This window comes from Saccharomonospora marina XMU15, assembly GCF_000244955.1.
Lineage (GTDB): Bacteria > Actinomycetota > Actinomycetes > Mycobacteriales > Pseudonocardiaceae > Saccharomonospora_A > Saccharomonospora_A marina.
Window position 1 is genome coordinate 5883117 of sequence record NZ_CM001439.1, and the last position, 16766, is coordinate 5899882.

14 protein-coding genes are annotated in these 16766 nt (G+C 68.3%); 6 read left to right on the top strand and 8 right to left on the bottom strand.

Features of this window, described 5'->3' with window-relative positions:
* Window positions 1–32 precede the first annotated feature (32 nt).
* Window positions 33–1679 (bottom strand): monocarboxylate uptake permease MctP, encoded by a 1647-nt coding sequence (gene mctP / locus SACMADRAFT_RS27955; protein WP_009157198.1) that lies wholly within the window; start codon window positions 1677–1679, stop codon window positions 33–35.
* Complete coding sequence (locus tag SACMADRAFT_RS27960; RefSeq protein ID WP_009157199.1) at window positions 1676–1903, bottom strand: DUF3311 domain-containing protein; 228 nt, start codon at window positions 1901–1903, stop codon at window positions 1676–1678. The genes mctP and SACMADRAFT_RS27960 overlap by 4 nt, the downstream gene beginning before the upstream one ends.
* A 135-nt stretch (window positions 1904–2038) precedes the next feature.
* Here SACMADRAFT_RS27960 and SACMADRAFT_RS27965 point away from each other — a divergent pair, with 135 nt between their 5' ends.
* The 4 genes from SACMADRAFT_RS27965 to SACMADRAFT_RS27980 all read left to right on the top strand — a co-directional run bounded on the left by SACMADRAFT_RS27965 (window position 2039) and on the right by SACMADRAFT_RS27980 (window position 6502).
* Complete coding sequence (locus SACMADRAFT_RS27965; protein WP_232285502.1) at window positions 2039–2860, top strand: septum formation family protein; 822 nt, start codon at window positions 2039–2041, stop codon at window positions 2858–2860.
* Window positions 2861–2937: 77 nt separating this feature from the next.
* Window positions 2938–4536, top strand: coding sequence for an alpha/beta hydrolase (locus tag SACMADRAFT_RS27970; RefSeq protein WP_009157201.1), 1599 nt, complete (start codon window positions 2938–2940; stop codon window positions 4534–4536).
* A gap of 330 nt (window positions 4537–4866) precedes the next feature.
* The gene (locus SACMADRAFT_RS27975) at window positions 4867–5142 is read left to right on the top strand and encodes a helix-turn-helix domain-containing protein (RefSeq protein WP_009157203.1); all 276 of its coding nucleotides are present in this window, start codon (window positions 4867–4869) and stop codon (window positions 5140–5142) included.
* 73 nt (window positions 5143–5215) lie between these two features.
* Window positions 5216–6502 carry an Nramp family divalent metal transporter gene (locus tag SACMADRAFT_RS27980; RefSeq protein ID WP_009157204.1) on the top strand — a complete coding sequence of 429 codons (1287 nt, stop codon included), beginning with the start codon at window positions 5216–5218 and terminating at the stop codon, window positions 6500–6502.
* 22 nt (window positions 6503–6524) lie between these two features.
* Here the strand turns inward: SACMADRAFT_RS27980 and SACMADRAFT_RS27985 are convergent, their stop codons facing one another.
* The 6 genes from SACMADRAFT_RS27985 to SACMADRAFT_RS28010 all read right to left on the bottom strand — a co-directional run bounded on the left by SACMADRAFT_RS27985 (window position 6525) and on the right by SACMADRAFT_RS28010 (window position 14814).
* Complete coding sequence (locus SACMADRAFT_RS27985; protein WP_009157205.1) at window positions 6525–7409, bottom strand: LLM class F420-dependent oxidoreductase; 885 nt, start codon at window positions 7407–7409, stop codon at window positions 6525–6527.
* 88 nt (window positions 7410–7497) lie between these two features.
* The gene (locus tag SACMADRAFT_RS27990) at window positions 7498–9324 is read right to left on the bottom strand and encodes a phosphoenolpyruvate carboxykinase (GTP) (protein WP_009157206.1); all 1827 of its coding nucleotides are present in this window, start codon (window positions 9322–9324) and stop codon (window positions 7498–7500) included.
* Window positions 9325–9694: 370 nt separating this feature from the next.
* A complete protein-coding gene (locus tag SACMADRAFT_RS27995) occupies window positions 9695–10366 on the bottom strand; it encodes a hypothetical protein (protein WP_009157207.1) in 672 nt (223 codons plus the stop codon).
* 93 nt (window positions 10367–10459) lie between these two features.
* Entirely contained in the window at window positions 10460–12313 is a 1854-nt protein-coding gene (locus tag SACMADRAFT_RS28000; RefSeq protein WP_009157208.1) for a dynamin family protein, read from the bottom strand.
* Between the two features lie 71 nt (window positions 12314–12384).
* Complete coding sequence (gene grpE / locus SACMADRAFT_RS28005; protein WP_040926910.1) at window positions 12385–12840, bottom strand: nucleotide exchange factor GrpE; 456 nt, start codon at window positions 12838–12840, stop codon at window positions 12385–12387.
* Window positions 12841–13155: 315 nt separating this feature from the next.
* The gene (locus SACMADRAFT_RS28010; RefSeq protein ID WP_009157210.1) at window positions 13156–14814 is read right to left on the bottom strand and encodes a dynamin family protein; all 1659 of its coding nucleotides are present in this window, start codon (window positions 14812–14814) and stop codon (window positions 13156–13158) included.
* A gap of 115 nt (window positions 14815–14929) precedes the next feature.
* Between SACMADRAFT_RS28010 and SACMADRAFT_RS28015 the strand changes: the two genes are divergently transcribed.
* Together SACMADRAFT_RS28015 and SACMADRAFT_RS28020 are read left to right on the top strand one after the other, a co-directional pair.
* The gene (locus SACMADRAFT_RS28015; protein ID WP_009157211.1) at window positions 14930–16096 is read left to right on the top strand and encodes a sensor histidine kinase; all 1167 of its coding nucleotides are present in this window, start codon (window positions 14930–14932) and stop codon (window positions 16094–16096) included.
* Window positions 16093–16749 (top strand): response regulator, encoded by a 657-nt coding sequence (locus tag SACMADRAFT_RS28020; protein WP_009157212.1) that lies wholly within the window; start codon window positions 16093–16095, stop codon window positions 16747–16749. Before SACMADRAFT_RS28015 ends, SACMADRAFT_RS28020 begins: the two co-directional genes overlap by 4 nt.
* Window positions 16750–16766 lie beyond the last annotated feature (17 nt).

Below are 16766 nucleotides of genomic sequence, written 5' to 3' on the forward strand. Positions count from 1 at the left end.
CGCTAGCCCTGCCCTACCCCGGCTGTCGCCCTTCAATGCGGTGCCGCGATCGGGCGCAGGTCCTTGTCGCCGTCGTCGACGTGGTAGTCGGCCGGGTGGGTGGAGTCGACGCCGTTGAAGGCGCGAAGCCACCTGGCGAGCACGGTGACGGCGACCGCGACCAGCAGGTTGGCCGCCAGCGCGACGATGCCGACGTAGATCTGCACCTGCGAGCCCGCGAACGGCTGCCAACCGAACAGGTTGAGTTTGTCCAACGGCAGCGCCGATCCACCGAAGTGCGCCTTTCCAGTGGCCGGATTCGGGATGCCGTACAGCAGCAACAAGCCCCAGAACATGCCCGCGCACCAACCCGCGATCAGCCCGTACCGATGGAACCACCGCGTGTACAGCGAGATCGCCACCGCGGGCAGGGTCTGCAGGATGATGACTCCACCGATCAGTTGCAGATCGATGGAGAACTGCGGGTCGATGAACAGGATGAACGCGACGGCACCGAACTTCACGACCAGCGACGTGATCCTCGCCTGCCGCGCCTCCTGCGCCGGCGTGGCGGCACGGTTGACGAACTCCCGGTAGATGTTGCGCGTCCACAGGTTCGCCGCGGCGATCGACATGATCGCCGCGGGTACGAGCGCGCCGATACCGATGGCCGCGAACGCCACGCCTGCGAACCAGGACGGGAACTGGTCGAGGAACAGCTTCGGCACGATCGTGTTGCTGTCGGCCCGCCCGGTGGCCTCGTTGGTCAGCGCCTGCGTCCCGGCCGCCACAGCGGCGAAGCCGAGCAGCGCAAGCAGCCCGAGCAGCACCGAGTAGGCAGGCAACGCCGACATATTGCGCTTGAGCACGTCGCGGCTACGGGATGCCAGCACGCCCGTGGCCGCATGCGGGTACAGAAACAGCGCGAGCGCCGAGCCGAGCGCGAGCGTGGCGTACTGCAACTGGTTGTTCGCACTCAGCACGATGCCGTCGTTGGGGGAGGGCGTCTGCGCGAACTTGGCCTCGGCAGCCGAGAAGATGGTGTCCCAACCACCGAGCTTGGCGGGCAGGTACAGCACGGCAACGAAGATGACCACGTAGATCAGGAAGTCCTTGACGAACGCGATCAGCGCGGGCGCCCGCAGACCGGACTGATAGGTGTACAGGGCGAGGATGACGAACGCGATGAGCAGCGGCAGGTGGCCGAGCAGCCCGCCCGCGTTGAGCCCCATCGTTCGCAGCACCGACTCCAGACCGACGAGCTGGAGCGCGATGTAGGGCATGGTGGCCACGATGCCGGTGATCGCCACGAGCGTCGCCAGCGTGGTCGAGCCGTAGCGGCCACGCACGAAGTCGGCGGGCGTGACGTAGCCGCGGGCCCGCGACACCGACCACAGCCTGAGCAGCGGCAGGAAGACCAGCGGGTAGGCGATGACCGAGTAGGGCAGCGCGAAGAAACCCATCGCACCGGCACCGAAGAGCAACGCGGGGACCGCGACGAAGGTGTACGCGGTGTAGAGGTCTCCACCGATCAGGAACCAGGTGATCCAGGAACCGAACCTGCGGCCACCCAGCCCCCACTCGTCGAGGTGGTCGAGTGTGCGGCCTGCCCGCCAGCGTGCCGCCAGGAATCCGAGCACTGTCACGAGCAGGAAGAACGCGGTGAAGACGACCAGTTCGGTCCACTGCAGCTGATTCACCGCTCGCCTCCTCTGCCCCGGGTGGCGAGGTAGACGATCGAGGTGCACAGCACCCCGACGGCGATGCCGACGAACTGGAACCAGTAGAAGAACGGCATCCCGAACAACGCGGGGGTCTCCCGGTTGAACAGTGGAGTGAACAGAACCCAGAACGGGATGAGCAGCAGCAGATTCCACGGGCTGAACCGCAGCCCCGAGCCCTTCCCAACCCTGTGCGCGGACATGCGCCTGGCCTCCCTTCCGCGTAACGACCGTGTCACGCGGCGTTGACCTTAAGTGGTCGACTGGGTCGCTCGGTAGGGTCATGCTCGATGTCGAGATACGGGCTAGTGCTTACCGCGGCCACGATGGTGGCCGCCATGACGCTGACGGCATGCGCCAGCGAGGTCACGGGCACGCCGGCCGCCGGTCCAACGACCGCAGCCACGGCCACCACCACGACCGAACCCGCGGCGGGCGGCCCGCCCGAGCGGCGGATCGCCCAGCGTGGCGAGTGCGTCGCGGGCAACGATCCGGCTCCGGTGGACTGCGCGAAACCGCACACGGTCGAGATCACGATGGCGGGCTCGTTCGGCGGCGCCATGCCGGACGAGCCGCCCAGCCGCGACGCCGTGTTCGAAGCGGTCTTTCCCACCTGCCGGGCGGAGGCCGCCAAGTACCTCGGCGACGAGCGCTACGACATGACCACGCTGGCGGCGTGGCTGCTGTGGGCAGGCGCGGACGACTGGAAGGCAGGTGCCCGCTGGTACCGCTGCGGGGTCGCGCGGCTCGGTCCTGACGGCCGGGCCGTTTCGCAGACCGGGTCGGTGAAGGACGCGCTCGTGGGCAACGGCATCAACGACTTCCGGCTCTGCACGAAGGAACCGCCTTCGAAGGCGCTGCCCGCCCCGGTGGCGTGCGACCAGCCGCATCGCAGCGAAGCCGTCGCCGTCATCACGATGGGCGATCCGAGGCAACCACTGCCCGCTGCCGAGGAGTTCGAGCGCACCGCGCGCACGGAGTGCGGCGACGCGCTGCGCCGCTACCTCGCCGCCGCGCGCGACGACATCACCGTCGCCTGGCACCTGCCCGACAAGCTGAACTGGCGCCACGGTTTCAACAACCTGACCTGCTACGCCGAAACGAAGCAGCCCGTCACCGCCACGCTGCGAGACATCGGCACCGCCCCGCTGCCGAACTGACCCGAGTTCAGGGTTGTCGACCGAGCCAGGTATCGGTTCAATGTGGCCGGACAACGCAATCGAGGGGCACAGACCACATGAGGAAACTTCGCCTGTCCGCGCTGGTTCCCGCGCTGGTGGGGACGCTGCTGATACCGGTACAGACCACCGCGCAGGCGGCACAAACGTCCAATTCGGACAAAATTCCCGATCGGTACACCGAGCAGGTACTCGACTGGCATCGTTGCGGGGCCGACGAGCTGCCTTCCACCCCGCCGGAGGGCGCCGAGGACATCGAGTGCGCCACCTTCCGTACTCCACGGGACTGGGAACAGCCGGGACACGGCGAGGACCTCACGATCGCGGTCAGCAGGCTGAAGGCCACCGGTGGCGAGGCGAAAGCGAGCGTGCTGACCAACCCGGGTGGTCCGGGAGCGCCGGGACGGGCATTCCCTGCCCGGCTACGCGACCAGGACCGGGTACGGCGACAGCAGGAGATCATTGGTTTCGACCCAAGGGGCACCGGCAAGAGCACCAACATCACCTGCGGCGGCGCCATCGGCACGGGCAGCTCGCTGGACCCACGGGACCGCGACAGGACGAACCTGAATCTCATCCTGGACGCCACCGAGTACGCCGCCGACTCCTGCCAGTTCAAGTCGGGAGAACTCGGCCCGCTCGTCAACACCTTCCAGACCGTCCACGACATCGACCTGCTCAGGACCCTGCTCGGCAGGGAAAAGATCAACTGGGTCGGCTACTCGGCGGGAACCTGGCTCGGGGCGCACTACGCACAGCGGTTCCCCGAGCACACCGGCCGCTTCGTACTGGACTCGGCGACGGAGTTCACCACCACCTGGCAGCGCTCGTTCGACTGGCAACCACTCGGCTTCGAACGCAGGTGGCGGCAGGACTTCCTGCCATGGCTGGCCAAGTACGACTCGCTCTACCACTTCGGCACCACCGCCGAGCGGGCTCGGCAGACCTACGAAACAGTGCGGGCGAGCCTGGCCGAACAACCCATCGAACTCGACGGACAGCGCGTCGGCCCCAACGAGTTCGACGGCGCCATCGGGATGAACCTGTACAGCAAGCGCTCCTTCCCCGGACTGGCCGAGTTCCTGGTGAGCGTGCGCACGCTGGCCGAGCCGGAGCAGTCGGCGGACGAGCAGGCCTCGGCACTGCGAACCCTGCGGGCGAGGCTGAGCGAGGCCAAAGCCGTCGGGCCACAGCCACTCGTGGTGCCCGTGGAGTACGACGACGCCTACGATGCCAGCTTCTGGACCATTCCGTGCAACGAGGGCCCGTGGTTCGGGGGAAGGGGCACCGCGATCTGGCAGTCGGAGCGACTCGGCAGGCAGTACCCGCTGCTTGGCTGGGGCTGGCTGGTGCAGCCGTGCATCTTCTGGAAAACCAAGCCAAGAGAGCTTCCGCTGCTCGACGGGCAGGGTGTCCCGCCGGTGCTGATCGTGCAGTCCGAACACGACCCCGCCACTCCTGTCGAAGGAGCGAGGCGGGCGCACCGGGCGTTCGAGGGCTCCCGCATGCTGACGATCACCGACGAAGGCGACCACGGTATCTACGCAGGCGGCAACGCGTGCGCCGACGACGTTGTGGAGGACTTCCTCGTGGACGGGATCGTGCCGAGTGACCGCACGTGCCCCGGCCAACCGCTGCCTGTTCCCGAAGGCAGCTGACCGGGCCAACGGTGACTCGCGCGACCGCTTCGGTCGCGGTCGCGCGAGTCACCGTTGTCACCGGATTCGGTGTCGGAGTCGAACGCCCCGCTGAGCACCGCGAACAACACGGCGCCGAGCGCGACGACGAGCATCGCCAAACCTGCCCAAACCATGGCTACCTCCCGCGCTCGGTCGTTTCGGATACCTCCCTACGAGGGTTCGACGCGGCGAGGCCGTCCGGCGTTTCGGGTTTGAGTCACACACCGATCACGATCCGTACCGTCCACAGCCTGTGCACAGAGTTATCCACAGGCTGTGCGTAACTGGTTCGGGTACTAGTATCGACCTGTGGTGCGAGTGCCCCTGACGAAGTCCGAGCGCGCCCGCGGCGAGCGGCTCGGTTCACTGCTCCGAGACGCACGAGGCAGCCGCAGTATGGTGCAGGTCGCGGCGGAAGCAGGCATTTCCGTCGAGACCCTCCGCAAGATCGAGACCGGCCGTATCCCCACCCCGGCGTTCTTCACCGTGGTGGCCGTGGCCGACGCCGTCGGCGTCTCGCTCGACTCGTTGCGCGACGCGGTCACGGCCGAAGCAGCCACGACGACACTGCCGAACGTCTCCTGACGCATACCTCGGGAGCAGCCTGGGGAAATCTCGTTCTTTCGCTCGATCCGGTGAGCGGTTAACCTTCCCTGCCATGGCGAACGAGGTCCGTCACAGCGAGGTGACAGACGTCCCGGTCGGTTGGCGAGCACGCTTGCGTCAGATCGGCCCAGGAATGATGGCCGCCGCGACCGGGGTTGGGGCCGGTGACCTGGTCGCGACGATGGTCGCCGGATCGAAGTTCGGCTACACCCTGCTGTGGGCGGTGATCGTCGGCACCGTCTTCAAGATCGCGCTCGCCGAGGCCGTCGGCCGCTGGCACCTGACCTCGGGCTCGACGCTGCTGGCCGGGTGGCGCAACCTCGGCAGGTGGGTGCTGGTGTACTTCGGCGCCTACGCCGTGGTGTGGGGCTTCGTATACGGTGCCACGGCCATGTCGGCATCGGGCCTGCCGTTGAACGCGCTGTTCCCGTGGCTTTCGCTGCGCTACTGGGCGATCGCGTGCGGGTTGCTGGGCTTCCTGCTCGTGTGGTTCGGCCGGTACCGGTTGATCGAGAAGGTCATGACCGCCTTCGTCGGCATCATGTTCGTCACCGTCGTCGGCACGGCGATTCTCGTGACGCCGAACCTGCTCGACGCGGTGAACGGGTTCGTGCCGAGGCTGCCGAGCGGCTCGCTCGTCTACGTACTCGGGCTCATCGGCGGTGTCGGCGGCACCATCACGATGGCCGCCTACGGCTACTGGACGATGGCCAAGGGCTGGCGGTCCTCCCGCTGGCTTTCGATGATGCGGCTGGACAACGCCACCGGCTACGTCACCACCGGCATCTTCGTCATCGCCATGCTCATCGTCGGCTCGGAACTGCTGCTGAACAGCGACATCGTCTCCGGTGACGAAGGCCTGCTCCTGCTCGGCGACACGTTGGCCGCCGACTACGGGCAGTGGGCCCGCATCCCGTTCCTCGTCGGTTTCTTCGCCGTTTCGTTCAGCTCGCTGGTCGGCGTGTGGAACGGCGTCAGCCTGCTGTTCGCCGACTGGTGGCGCACCTGGCGAATCCCACCTGGTGTCGAGGACACCGGCGAGGACTACGACCGCAAGGCCGGTGTGCGCAGCACCCCCTTCCGCGGCTACGTGCTGTGGTTGACGTTCCCGCCGATGGCGCTGCTGTTCCTCGACAAGCCGTTCCAGCTCACCGTCACCTACGGCGTACTCGGCGCACTGTTCATGCCGTTCCTCGCCGCGACGCTGCTGATCATGCTGAACTCCCGTCGGGCGCCGGGCGAGGGCCGCTCGGGCTGGCTGTCCAACGGCCTGCTCACGCTGTGCCTCGCGCTGTTCACCTACCTCGCGGTCGACGAGATCATCGGGTTCTTCAACTGATACGCGCCGCCGCGGGGAGATCTCAGCGCAGTAGCTCGATCACGTCGGCGAAGACCTCCAGATCCGGCTCCAGCACGGTGAGGTAGGTGAAACCGAACCGCTCGCGCTGGGCGCGCAACTGATCGGCCACCTGTTCGGCCGTGCCTACCAGCAGGATCGGCACCTCGCCCAACTGCTCGTCGGTCAACTCGGGCGCATAGGGCCGCAACAGCCGCAGCGCGCTCGCCCGGTCATCGGTGAGCACGACTTTCTGGATGAGCAGGTTCAACTCGATACCGCGCGCACGCTCGCCGGCCTGCTCGCGCACGAAGTCCACCCGCTCGCCGAGTTGTTCGGCCGTGGCAACGGAGGCCGAGGTGCCTTCGCGGTCGAAGGCCACGCCGGAGAACCCCACGATGTCCGCCTCGCGCGCCGCGAGCCGTAGCATCCGGTCGCCGTGCCCCGCGACGAGCAGCGGAGGGTGCGGCCGCTGGGCCGGGCGGGGCTCCTCCTCGGCCAGCAGCACCCGCAGCCGCCGAACCGTATGCCGCAGGTGCTCGACCCGGGCGCCCGGACCGGGAAACGGCAACTCGGCCGCCTCGAACTCCGCCTTTACGTAGCCTGCGCCGAGACCCAGTTCGAGCCTGCCCTCGACGTACTGGTCGGTGCCCGCGACGTCACGCGCGAGCAACGCGGGGTTGTAGAAGCTGGTGTTGAGCACGAACGTGCACAGCCGCACGCTACTCGTCGCCTCGGCGGCCAGCACAAGCGCCGGGAACGGCGGGGGCGCACCGAGGTGATCGGGCACGCAGATCAGGTCGTAGCCCAGATCCTCGGCCATGCGAGTCTTGTCCACCCACCCGCGGTGGTCGGTGGGAACGGTCAGGTTGACGCCGAACCGAAAGGGCTTCTTCGCCGCAGGATCCACCGTTCGACAGTATCGAAAAGGCCCCCGGAGCGGGTCCGGTTCGCGGTGGGCGAACCGGATGCCCCGAGGGCCTTCACGGGCCTGTCGACTAGCCGAGGCGCTGCTTCAGTGCCTCCAGCTCGTCGCGCAGCGCGGACGGGATCTTGTCCTCACCGATCTTGGCGAACCAGTCCTCGATCAGCGGGATCTCCTGGCGCCACTCCTCGGGGTCGACCTCGAGCGCGGCATTGATGTCCTCGATGGGCTCGGTCAGGCCCTGCAGGTCCAGGTCCTCGGCGCGAGGCACGAATCCCGCAGGCGTCTCCACGGCCGAGGCCTTGCCCTCGATCCGCTCGACGATCCACTTCAGCACCCGCGAGTTCTCGCCGAATCCCGGCCACAGGAACCGGCGGTCGTCGCCGCGGCGGAACCAGTTCACGTAGAAGATCTTCGGCAGCTTCAGCTCGTCGGCGCCCTTGCCGACCTCCAGCCAGTGCTGGAAGTAGTCACCGGCGTGGTAGCCGAGGAAGGGCAGCATCGCCATCGGGTCGCGGCGAACCTCTCCCACCTTGCCCGCGGCGGCGGCCGTCTTCTCCGACGACATCGTGGCACCCATGAAGACGCCGTGCTGCCAGTCTCGCGACTCCGACACCAGCGGGATCGTGGTGGCCCTGCGGCCGCCGAACAGGATGGCCGAGATCGGCACACCCTTGGGGTCGTCCCACTCCGGGGCCAGGGTCGGGCACTGCGACATCGGAGTGCAGTACCGGGAGTTGGGGTGGGCGGCGGGCTCGTCCGACTCAGGCGTCCAGTCCTGCTTCTTCCAGGAAGTCAGGTGTTTCGGCGTTTCCGCCATTCCTTCCCACCACACGTCGCCGTCGTCGGTGAGGGCCACGTTGGTGAACACCGTGTTGCCCTTCTCGATGGTCCGCATGGCGTTGGGGTTGGTGTGGTAGTCCGTGCCGGGCGCGACGCCGAAGAACCCGAACTCCGGGTTGATCGCGTACAGCCTGCCGTCCTCACCGAAGCGCATCCAGGCGATGTCGTCGCCGAGCGTCTCGGCCCGCCAACCGGGGATGGTGGGTTGCAGCATCGCGAGGTTGGTCTTGCCGCAGGCGCTGGGGAACGCCGCCGCCACGTAGTACGCCTTGTTCTCCGGGGAGATCAGTTTGAGGATCAGCATGTGCTCGGCCAGCCAGCCCTCGTCGCGGGCCATCACCGACGCGATGCGCAGCGAGTAGCACTTCTTGCCGAGCAGCGAGTTGCCGCCGTACCCGGAACCGTAGCTCCAGATGGTCCTGGTCTCGGGGAAGTGGCTGATGTATTTGGTGTCGTTGCACGGCCACGGCACGTCCTGCTGGCCGGGTTCGAGCGGAGCGCCCACCGAGTGCAGCGCGGGCACGAACTCGCGCTCGGTGCCGTCCGCTGTGACGAACTTGTCCAGCGCGGCCTTGCCCATCCTGGTCATCACCCGCATCGACGCGACCACGTAGGCGAAGTCGGTGATCTCGATGCCGAGCTTGGGGTTCTCGTCGGCGAGCGGGCCCATGCAGAACGGGATGACGTACATCGTGCGACCACGCATGCAGCCCCGGTAGAGCTCCGTCATGGTCGCCTTCATCTCGTCGGGATGCGCCCAGTTGTTCGTGGGCCCGGCGTCCTCCTCCCGCTCCGAGCAGATGAACGTGCGCTCCTCGACGCGTGCCACGTCACTGGGGTCGGAGGCAGCCCAGAAGGAGTTCGGCTTGGCCTTCAGCGGCACGAAGGTGCCTGCTTCGACGAGTTCGTTGTTGATGCGCTCTGCCTCTTCGTCGGAACCGTCCACCCACACCACTCGGTCAGGTGTGGTCAGCTCAGCGACCTCCCGCACCCAAGACAGCACGCCGCTGTGCGTCGTTGGCGCTTTGTCCAGACCGGGGATGGCTACTGCAGTCATCTCTCGTCTCCTGTCTTCGACGACAAGAGCCCACACCCCGGACCGCGACGTCCGGATGCGGGCTCCGTTGCCGGCGACCGAATGGCTCGCGCGCACCGCCGAGCGGTGTGCTGAAATTTGGGATTCCCTGAGAGTAGCGGCCCGACACACCCCTAACCGAGCCCTGACCTGTCGGTTCTCTCACAAGAACGATAAGGGAATCGATTCAGCTTTCGCCGAAGCGCGGCAGTGGCAAAGACTTTCCTGTCACGACGCAAAGACCCGGCACGGATCGCCGTACCGGGTCTTTGCCAAACGTCTCAATTGTCCGAGTGTGGGGATCGGCGTTCGCCGACCACGCTTCGCCAGTTGCGACCGTTCGCGCGGGCACTCAGTTCTGGCTGATCCACTGGCCGGTGCCGGAGTCGATCTTGGCGACCCCCTCGACGGTGTCGAACCCGCCCCAAGCCTCGTCGCTGCCGGGCGCGGTCGCGCCCGTTTCGGTCCATTCCCCGTCGCCGGTGTGCTCGTAGACCGTGGACCCGCCGTCCGCGTCGATCATGACCGCGATGTCGGCCTGCCCGTCGCCGTCCTCGTCGGTGAACGCCATCGTGGTGCCGTCGGAGTCCTCCACAACGGCGGTGTCGTTGACGCCGTCGTGGTCGGTGTCCACGGTCGCAGGCCCGACCTCGACGTCGCCTTCCGGCAGGTCGGCGGTGATGGTGCCGCCCGCCCCGGTCTGCGACTCGCCGCTGTCACCGGAACCGCCCGGCTCCACCGAGACCCAGTCGCCGCTCGCCTCGTCGTACGTCGCGTGCGCGACCAGATCACCATTGGCGTCCAGCGCGATGTACTCGTCCGCGGCGCCGTCCCCATCGTTGTCGACGAAGGCCTGCCCGCTGCCGTCGGCGTGCTCGATGACGGCGGTGTCGTTGACCCCGTCGTCATCGATGTCGAAGTTGATGTCGGCCGAGTACTCCTCGCCTTCGACGGTGACGGTCAGCTCGTCCGAGGTGCCTGTGGCGTCAGTGGCGTCGGTGGCACCACTCTCGTCGACCCACACTGGGAACTCCTCTTGTCGGGGATTCACGGCTTGTTCGGTAGTTAGGACTCACGTTATTCCGGTTCGGTTCCGTACACCAGCACGTGCGCACCGCTAGCTTTCCCGAGGCCGGTCCCGAAGCGCACGAATACGCACGAGGAATTTCTCGGCCTTCTGCTGCCCCTCCGCCGTGTCCTTCAGCCGCCTTGTCACCAACGCCAGCTTCTTCGACCGCTCCTGCGCGTCCATCTTGATGGTCTTGTCGAGTTCCTTCAGCTCCGCCTCGATCGCTTCGATCCGCCTGCTCAACGCGTCGTCCAGAGCGAGCGAAAGCTGCTGCTCCGCCTCGATCAGTTGCTCGGCGACCAACTGGTCGAGCGTGGAGCGGGCATCGGCGATGGACTCGACGAGCCACTGCTTGGTGTGCTGCTTGTCGGCGGCGTGCCTGCGGGTGCGCGACATCCACCAGCCCGCCCCGAGCCCGATCACGATCGTCGCGGGCAGCACCAGCGGGTTGAACAGCGCGAAGCCCGCGAGCGGCGCGGCCGCGAGTTTGGCCGCACCCGCTCCGCCGGAAACCCCCATGAACACCAGCAGCTTGTCCTCGGCCGTCGGCGGGCGCTTGTCCGGAGGGCGCAACACGACGGGTGGGCCTCCCGCACGCGCGAACTGCGAACGGATGATGGCCAGTTCCTCCGTGGAGAACAGCTCGGCCAGCGCCACCTCGGTCACGTGGTTGAGCCGCTGGGCCAGCGCACCGGAGATGCCCTGCGAGATGGCCTGCAACGCCGCGTCCACCTGCTGCGGGAGGTTCGCCAGCTCCTCGCGGCTCGCCGCGTCGATGCGTTGCCGGAAGTAGGCCTGCGCATCCCGCATCCGCCTGCTGGCCTCGTGCCCCAACTCCACGCGCGTGCGCTGCACCTCGCCGCGCAGTTTGAGCTGCCAGCCGCGCGTGGAGGAGCGGCGCTCCACGGTGAGGCGGTCCCTGCGCTCCCGCAGCCGCTGCGCCTCCGATTCACCGGCCGACAACGCCCTGCGCTCGGCGTTGAGCCTGGCCTGCTGCTCACCGAGCGCGCTGGAAAGCGCCCGCAACGTGTTGGCCTCGCCGAGCATCGCGGCCCTTCCCACGAGCAGCTCCTGCACCGCGGCCTGCAACGGCGCCACCCCCGACTTCTCCCGCAGCATCGCGGCGGCCTGCTCGTTCGGAGCACCTGCCGCCAGCTCGAACATGCGGGCCGAAACGGGGTAGATCGGTGCCTCCGCGAACCGGGGCGCGTGCTCGGCCAGCAGTTGCCGGTCGAGATCGAGCACCTGCCGCCAGCCGCGGAACTGGTCGATCTTGGAGAGCGCGAACACGACCGTCTCCACCCGGTCGGCCATCGTCGTGAGGAACCGCAGCTCGGTGGAGGTGAACGGGGCGGAGGCGTCGACAACGAACAACAGTGCGGTCGCGTTCGCCGCCGCCTCCATGGCCAACTCGCCGTGCGTGGAGTCCAACCCTCCCACACCCGGGGTGTCGACCAGCGAGATCCGCTCGAGCAGCGGCACGGGACCGCGGACCTCGACGTATCGGGGTGGCAGTTGGCCCTCCGGCAGGTCCCTGCCCGCGCAGACCCAGCGGGCGAGTTGGTCCAGCTCGAAACCGACCGGCGCCAACTGCCCCGGATAGCACGCCTGCGCCGACCACTCGTCGGAATGCTCGAACACCAGGTAGGTGGCGGTGGCGACATCGGCGTCGACCGGCGAGAGCCCGCGCTCGGCGAGCAACGCGTTGACGAGGGAGCTCTTGCCCCGGTTGGTCTCGCCGACAACCACGACCGACGGCTTCGCGGCGCGGGATCTTCGCTGCTCCTCCACCCACCGCGCGGCCTGCGGGTCCAGCTCCCGCAGCAGGGTCAGCAGGGCCTCGCGTGCCTGTTTGACCTGTGCGGGCAGGCTGGGCCTGCCGAGCGAGGGTGCCGTGGTCACGGTGGCCAACCCTAGCGTGACCGCGCTACCCGGCGGCACCGTTTCCGAACGGCCGGTGCCCGCCGACGACGCTACCTGCGGGTGTAGACGGTGACGACGGGTGCGCGCAGCAGCCGGTCATGATCGAGGAAACCCACCACCTCGGTCTCTGCGACGGTCCCCTCCAACGTCTTGTCCGCCGTCGGCACCGCACCGCCCGCCTCGTGCACCGAGGGGTCGAAGCGCTGACCGTCCGGTCGCAGCGCGTGCACGCCGACGCCGGCGAGTCCCTGCTCGATGCGTTCGGCGACACCACCGCTGCGCGCCCGGTCCATCGCGTAGAGACACAGCTGGATGAGCGCCTGGCGGTCGGCGAGGGCCCGCTCGTGGTCGATCGCCGTGAGGGCCATTCCTACGGAGTCCACGTCGTGCTTCGACGCATTACCCGCCGCAGGGGTTCCATCACTTCGCGCCACCGGTAGCTCTCCCGTGGGTGCGTCGCAATCGCCACGCGACCGAAAGTTCGCCGCTGCCCACCGGTCGAGCAGTATCGGTATCGCCGTGTCGGCCCAGTAGCGAGGCGACACGTGCCCGTCACTCATTCCCGAACCGATGCGGAACCGCTCACACAGCACGGCAGCGTCCCGGTCGGCGTGGCCGTCGAGCTTCACACCCACGATCTCGGCGAACGCGGCCTCGACCAGTTCGCGCAGCTCCCACTCGTCGGTGGGCAGCGCGTGGCCCTTGAACCGCTCCCGCATGGCCTCCCACAGCATCGGATCACCACGCAGGCCCCAGCGCAGCGGCTCTCGGGCGAACAACTCGTCCAGCGTCACGGTGAACCTCCGGTTGCGCGTTCGTCGTCAGTGCTGCCGCAACTGCTGCCAGATGAGGAAGTACGCCCTGTGCACCACGTGTGCCACCCGGCTCTGCGCGGGAGTGGCGCCGAAGGACGCGAACGAGCGCCACCAACCGGCGCGCTCGAGCGCATAGGTGGCCAAGTCGGTTCTCGACCCGCCCGGCTTACCCAGTTGTGCCGGGATGTCGGCGTTGCTTCCCACCCTCAGCACCTCGCGCACCAGGTCCTGCGGCATGTCCACCGAACCGGAAGCCACCAGTGTCAACGCTTCCAGCATCCGAAGCTGATGCGCCTCCGGTTTCGCGAGCAGCACCTCGATGGCGTCGTGCACCCGCTGCCGTTCGGCCTTGTCACCGGAGGCGTGCGCGATCGCCGTGATCGAGGCCAGCGCGGCGGCGGCCTTGATGCCGTCCGCTCTGGCGGCGAAGACGGTGTCGAGCCTGGCACGCACCGCCGCGAGCCCGGAGCTGTCCAGCAGGCTGCGACGCAGGGCCCCCGCCGTCAATTCCGGCTCGGCCCGCAACGCCTGGGTGGCACGGTGAATGCCGTACAGGTCGAGCTTCTCCAGCAGCCGCTGCCGCACGCCGGACGGCACGTCGCACTCCCAGCTGGTGAACATGTCGGCCGACATGAGCATCACCTCGAGCGCGTCGTCGTCCAGCCGCGCCACCTGCCGCAGCGCGTCGGCGTCGGCCGAGGTGAACCGACCTGTCTCCGCGGACTCGGCGATGAGGCCGATCACCGGAAGCACGTCGGCGACCCTGGGCTTGAGGGTGTCGGCCTGCTTGCGCGCCAGCACGGTGGCCGCCTTCCACACGTCGCCTTCGCAGCCTGGCACCGACTCAGAGGCGATGGTGTCCGCCTTGTTCAGCACCGCGATGGCGTTGACCGGCCCGGCCTCGCGGCTTGCCGTCGCTGCGGTGAATGCACGCAGGGCCTGCTCGTCGTCGGCTCTGACCCCCTGGGTCACGACATAGAGCACCGCCTCGGCCCCGGCGACCGCGCTGCGGGAGGTCTCGTCCAACTCGTCACCGAGGTCACGGCGGTCGCCGGTGTCACCGGCGCGTTCGCGGTCGGCCCGCTCCTCGCCACCGTCGCCGTCGCCGTCCTCCCGGTCACCGGAGCCGGATGCGCCCAGCAGTTGCTCGGTGCGCGACACCGATTCCGCGTCGAGCGAGCCGAGGCCGGGAGTGTCGATCACCGTCATGTTCCGCAGCGCGGCGTTGGTCAGGTAGGCCTCCAGGTGCGAGACGCGATCGACGTCCACGCCGAGGTCGGCCGGGATCATCCCGTCCGGCGCGAACGGAAGCACCTGCTTGTCGCCGTTGCGGAACACCACCTCGATGCGGTCGACCGTGCCGTACTGGAACCGGGTGACCAGCCGGGTGCACTCACCGACGTCCGTGGGCGCCACCCTGCGCCCGATCAGCGCGTTGACCAGCGTGGACTTGCCCGACTTGATGCGGCCCGCGACCGCGACCTGCAGCGGGGCCCCCAGTCTGCGCAGCACCTCGGCGAATCCCGCCGCCGTGCGCGCGGACACCTGCGACTGCAGTCTCCTGCACAGCCCGGCCACCGAGGTGGACAGCGGCCCGACGGTGCCGCCTTGTTGTGCGCCTGCCGTCACCGCTTCCCCCTGTAGCTCACAGCCGAATCCTGCCACGCTTGTCAGCCTGTGTTCGCACTCGACGTGCTACCAGGGACGGACGCGCGGTGAGCCCCCGCCGACGTAGTGTCGCCTCGTGCGGCGGCTCAGTCTGTGGATGCGGGCGCACCCGATGGTGGGCGACACCCTCATCGCGGTGCTGCTCCTGCTGATAGACACGGCGATCTTCGTGGCCGGTGGCGTCGCACCGCAGCTGCGGCCGGACTCCTCGCCCCCGGCGTACCTGGTGTTCGCGGTCGACATCGCGATGGTCGCGCCGCTGGTGTTGCGCCGGAAGTACCCGTTGCTGGTCGCATACGCGGTGCTGCTCATCGGCGCTTTGCACGCCGCACTGGAACTCGGCCTCGCCAGCGCGATCGCAAGCGGGATCGCCATCTACAGCGTCGTGGTGTACGTCGGCCGCAAGTCCGGCGCCGTCTACCTCGCGTTGATGATCACCGCGACCGTGGTGCAACTGTTCCTGCAGCACCGCCAGGACTGGCTGGTCAACACCGTGGTGGGAGTGCTGCTGATGGCGTTCTGCTGGGTGCTCGGCGAGTTCGTCGGCGCCAGGCGGGCATACCAGGCCGAGGTCGAGGCACGCCTGCACCTGCTGGAGACCGAACGCGACCAGGCAGGAAGGATCGCCGTGGCGGCGGAACGCAGCCGCATCGCCCGCGAACTGCACGATGTGGTGGCCCACGCGGTGAGCGTGATCGTGGTGCAGGCGGACGGCGCCTCCTACGCGATCCGCTCCGACCCCGGACTCACCGAACGCGCTCTGCGAACGATCTCCGAGACCGGCAGGGACGCGCTCTGCGAGCTGCGCAGGCTGCTCGACGTGCTCAGGGGCGAGAGCGAGAGTGAGCAGCCGAGAGTGCCACAGCCCACCGCGGCGGATCTGGCGGAGCTGGCCGAACGGATGCGGGCGGCAGGGCTGGCTGTGAAGCTCACCGTCGACGCCGACCTCACCGCGCTGCCGACCGGCGTCTCCCTCGCCGTGTACCGGATCGTGCAGGAGTCGCTGACCAACGCGCTGAAACACGCGGGCACGGGCGCCCACGCCGAGGCTCGGGTGTGGCGTGAGGGCGACGACCTGCGGGTATGTGTTACCGACGACGCGGCAGGCAGAGCCAGGCAACTGACACCGGCGCCACCACCCGAACCCGCGGGGGGCGGCAACGGGCTCATCGGCATGCGCGAGCGTGCGAACGTCTACGGCGGGACACTGGACGCCGGTCCGGCCCCCGGCGGCGGCTGGCGGGTAGCGGCCCGGTTTCCTGCGAGGTGGCAGCGATGATCAGTGTTGTCGTGGTCGACGACCAGGAACTGATGCGCGTCGGTTTTCGGATGGTGCTCGGCGCTCAGGAGGACATCGAGGTGGTCGGCGAGGCGGGTGACGGCGAGCAGGCGGTACGGCTCGCCGCCGAGCTCAGGCCCGACGTCGTGTTGATGGACGTGCGGATGCCGGTGCTCGACGGTGTGGAGGCGACAAGGCGTATCGTGGCCGAGGGCACCTCCCGCGTGCTGGTGATGACCACGTTCGATCTCGACGAGTACGTCTACTCCGCGCTGCGCGGCGGGGCGAGCGGGTTCCTGCTCAAGGACACCCCGCCCGATCATCTGGTGTCGGCGCTTCGCTCGGTGTGCGGTGGCGACGCCGTGGTCTCGCCCGCGGTGACCCGCAGGTTGCTCGACCGGTTCCTCGGTGACGATCCCCTGCCCCACCGCGACGCCTCGGTGCTCGACGCGCTCACCGACCGGGAGCGGGAGGTACTCACGCTGGTGGCCAAGGGGCTTTCCAACACCGAGATCGCCGCGGCACTGTTTCTTTCGGAGGCGACCGTGAAGACCCACGTCGGCCGAATCCTGTCGAAACTGCGGCTGCGCGACAGGGTGCAGGCGGTGGTGCTCGCCTACGAGACCGGACTGTCCCGGCCCGGCCAGCGGTAGAGCGAGGATCCAACCGG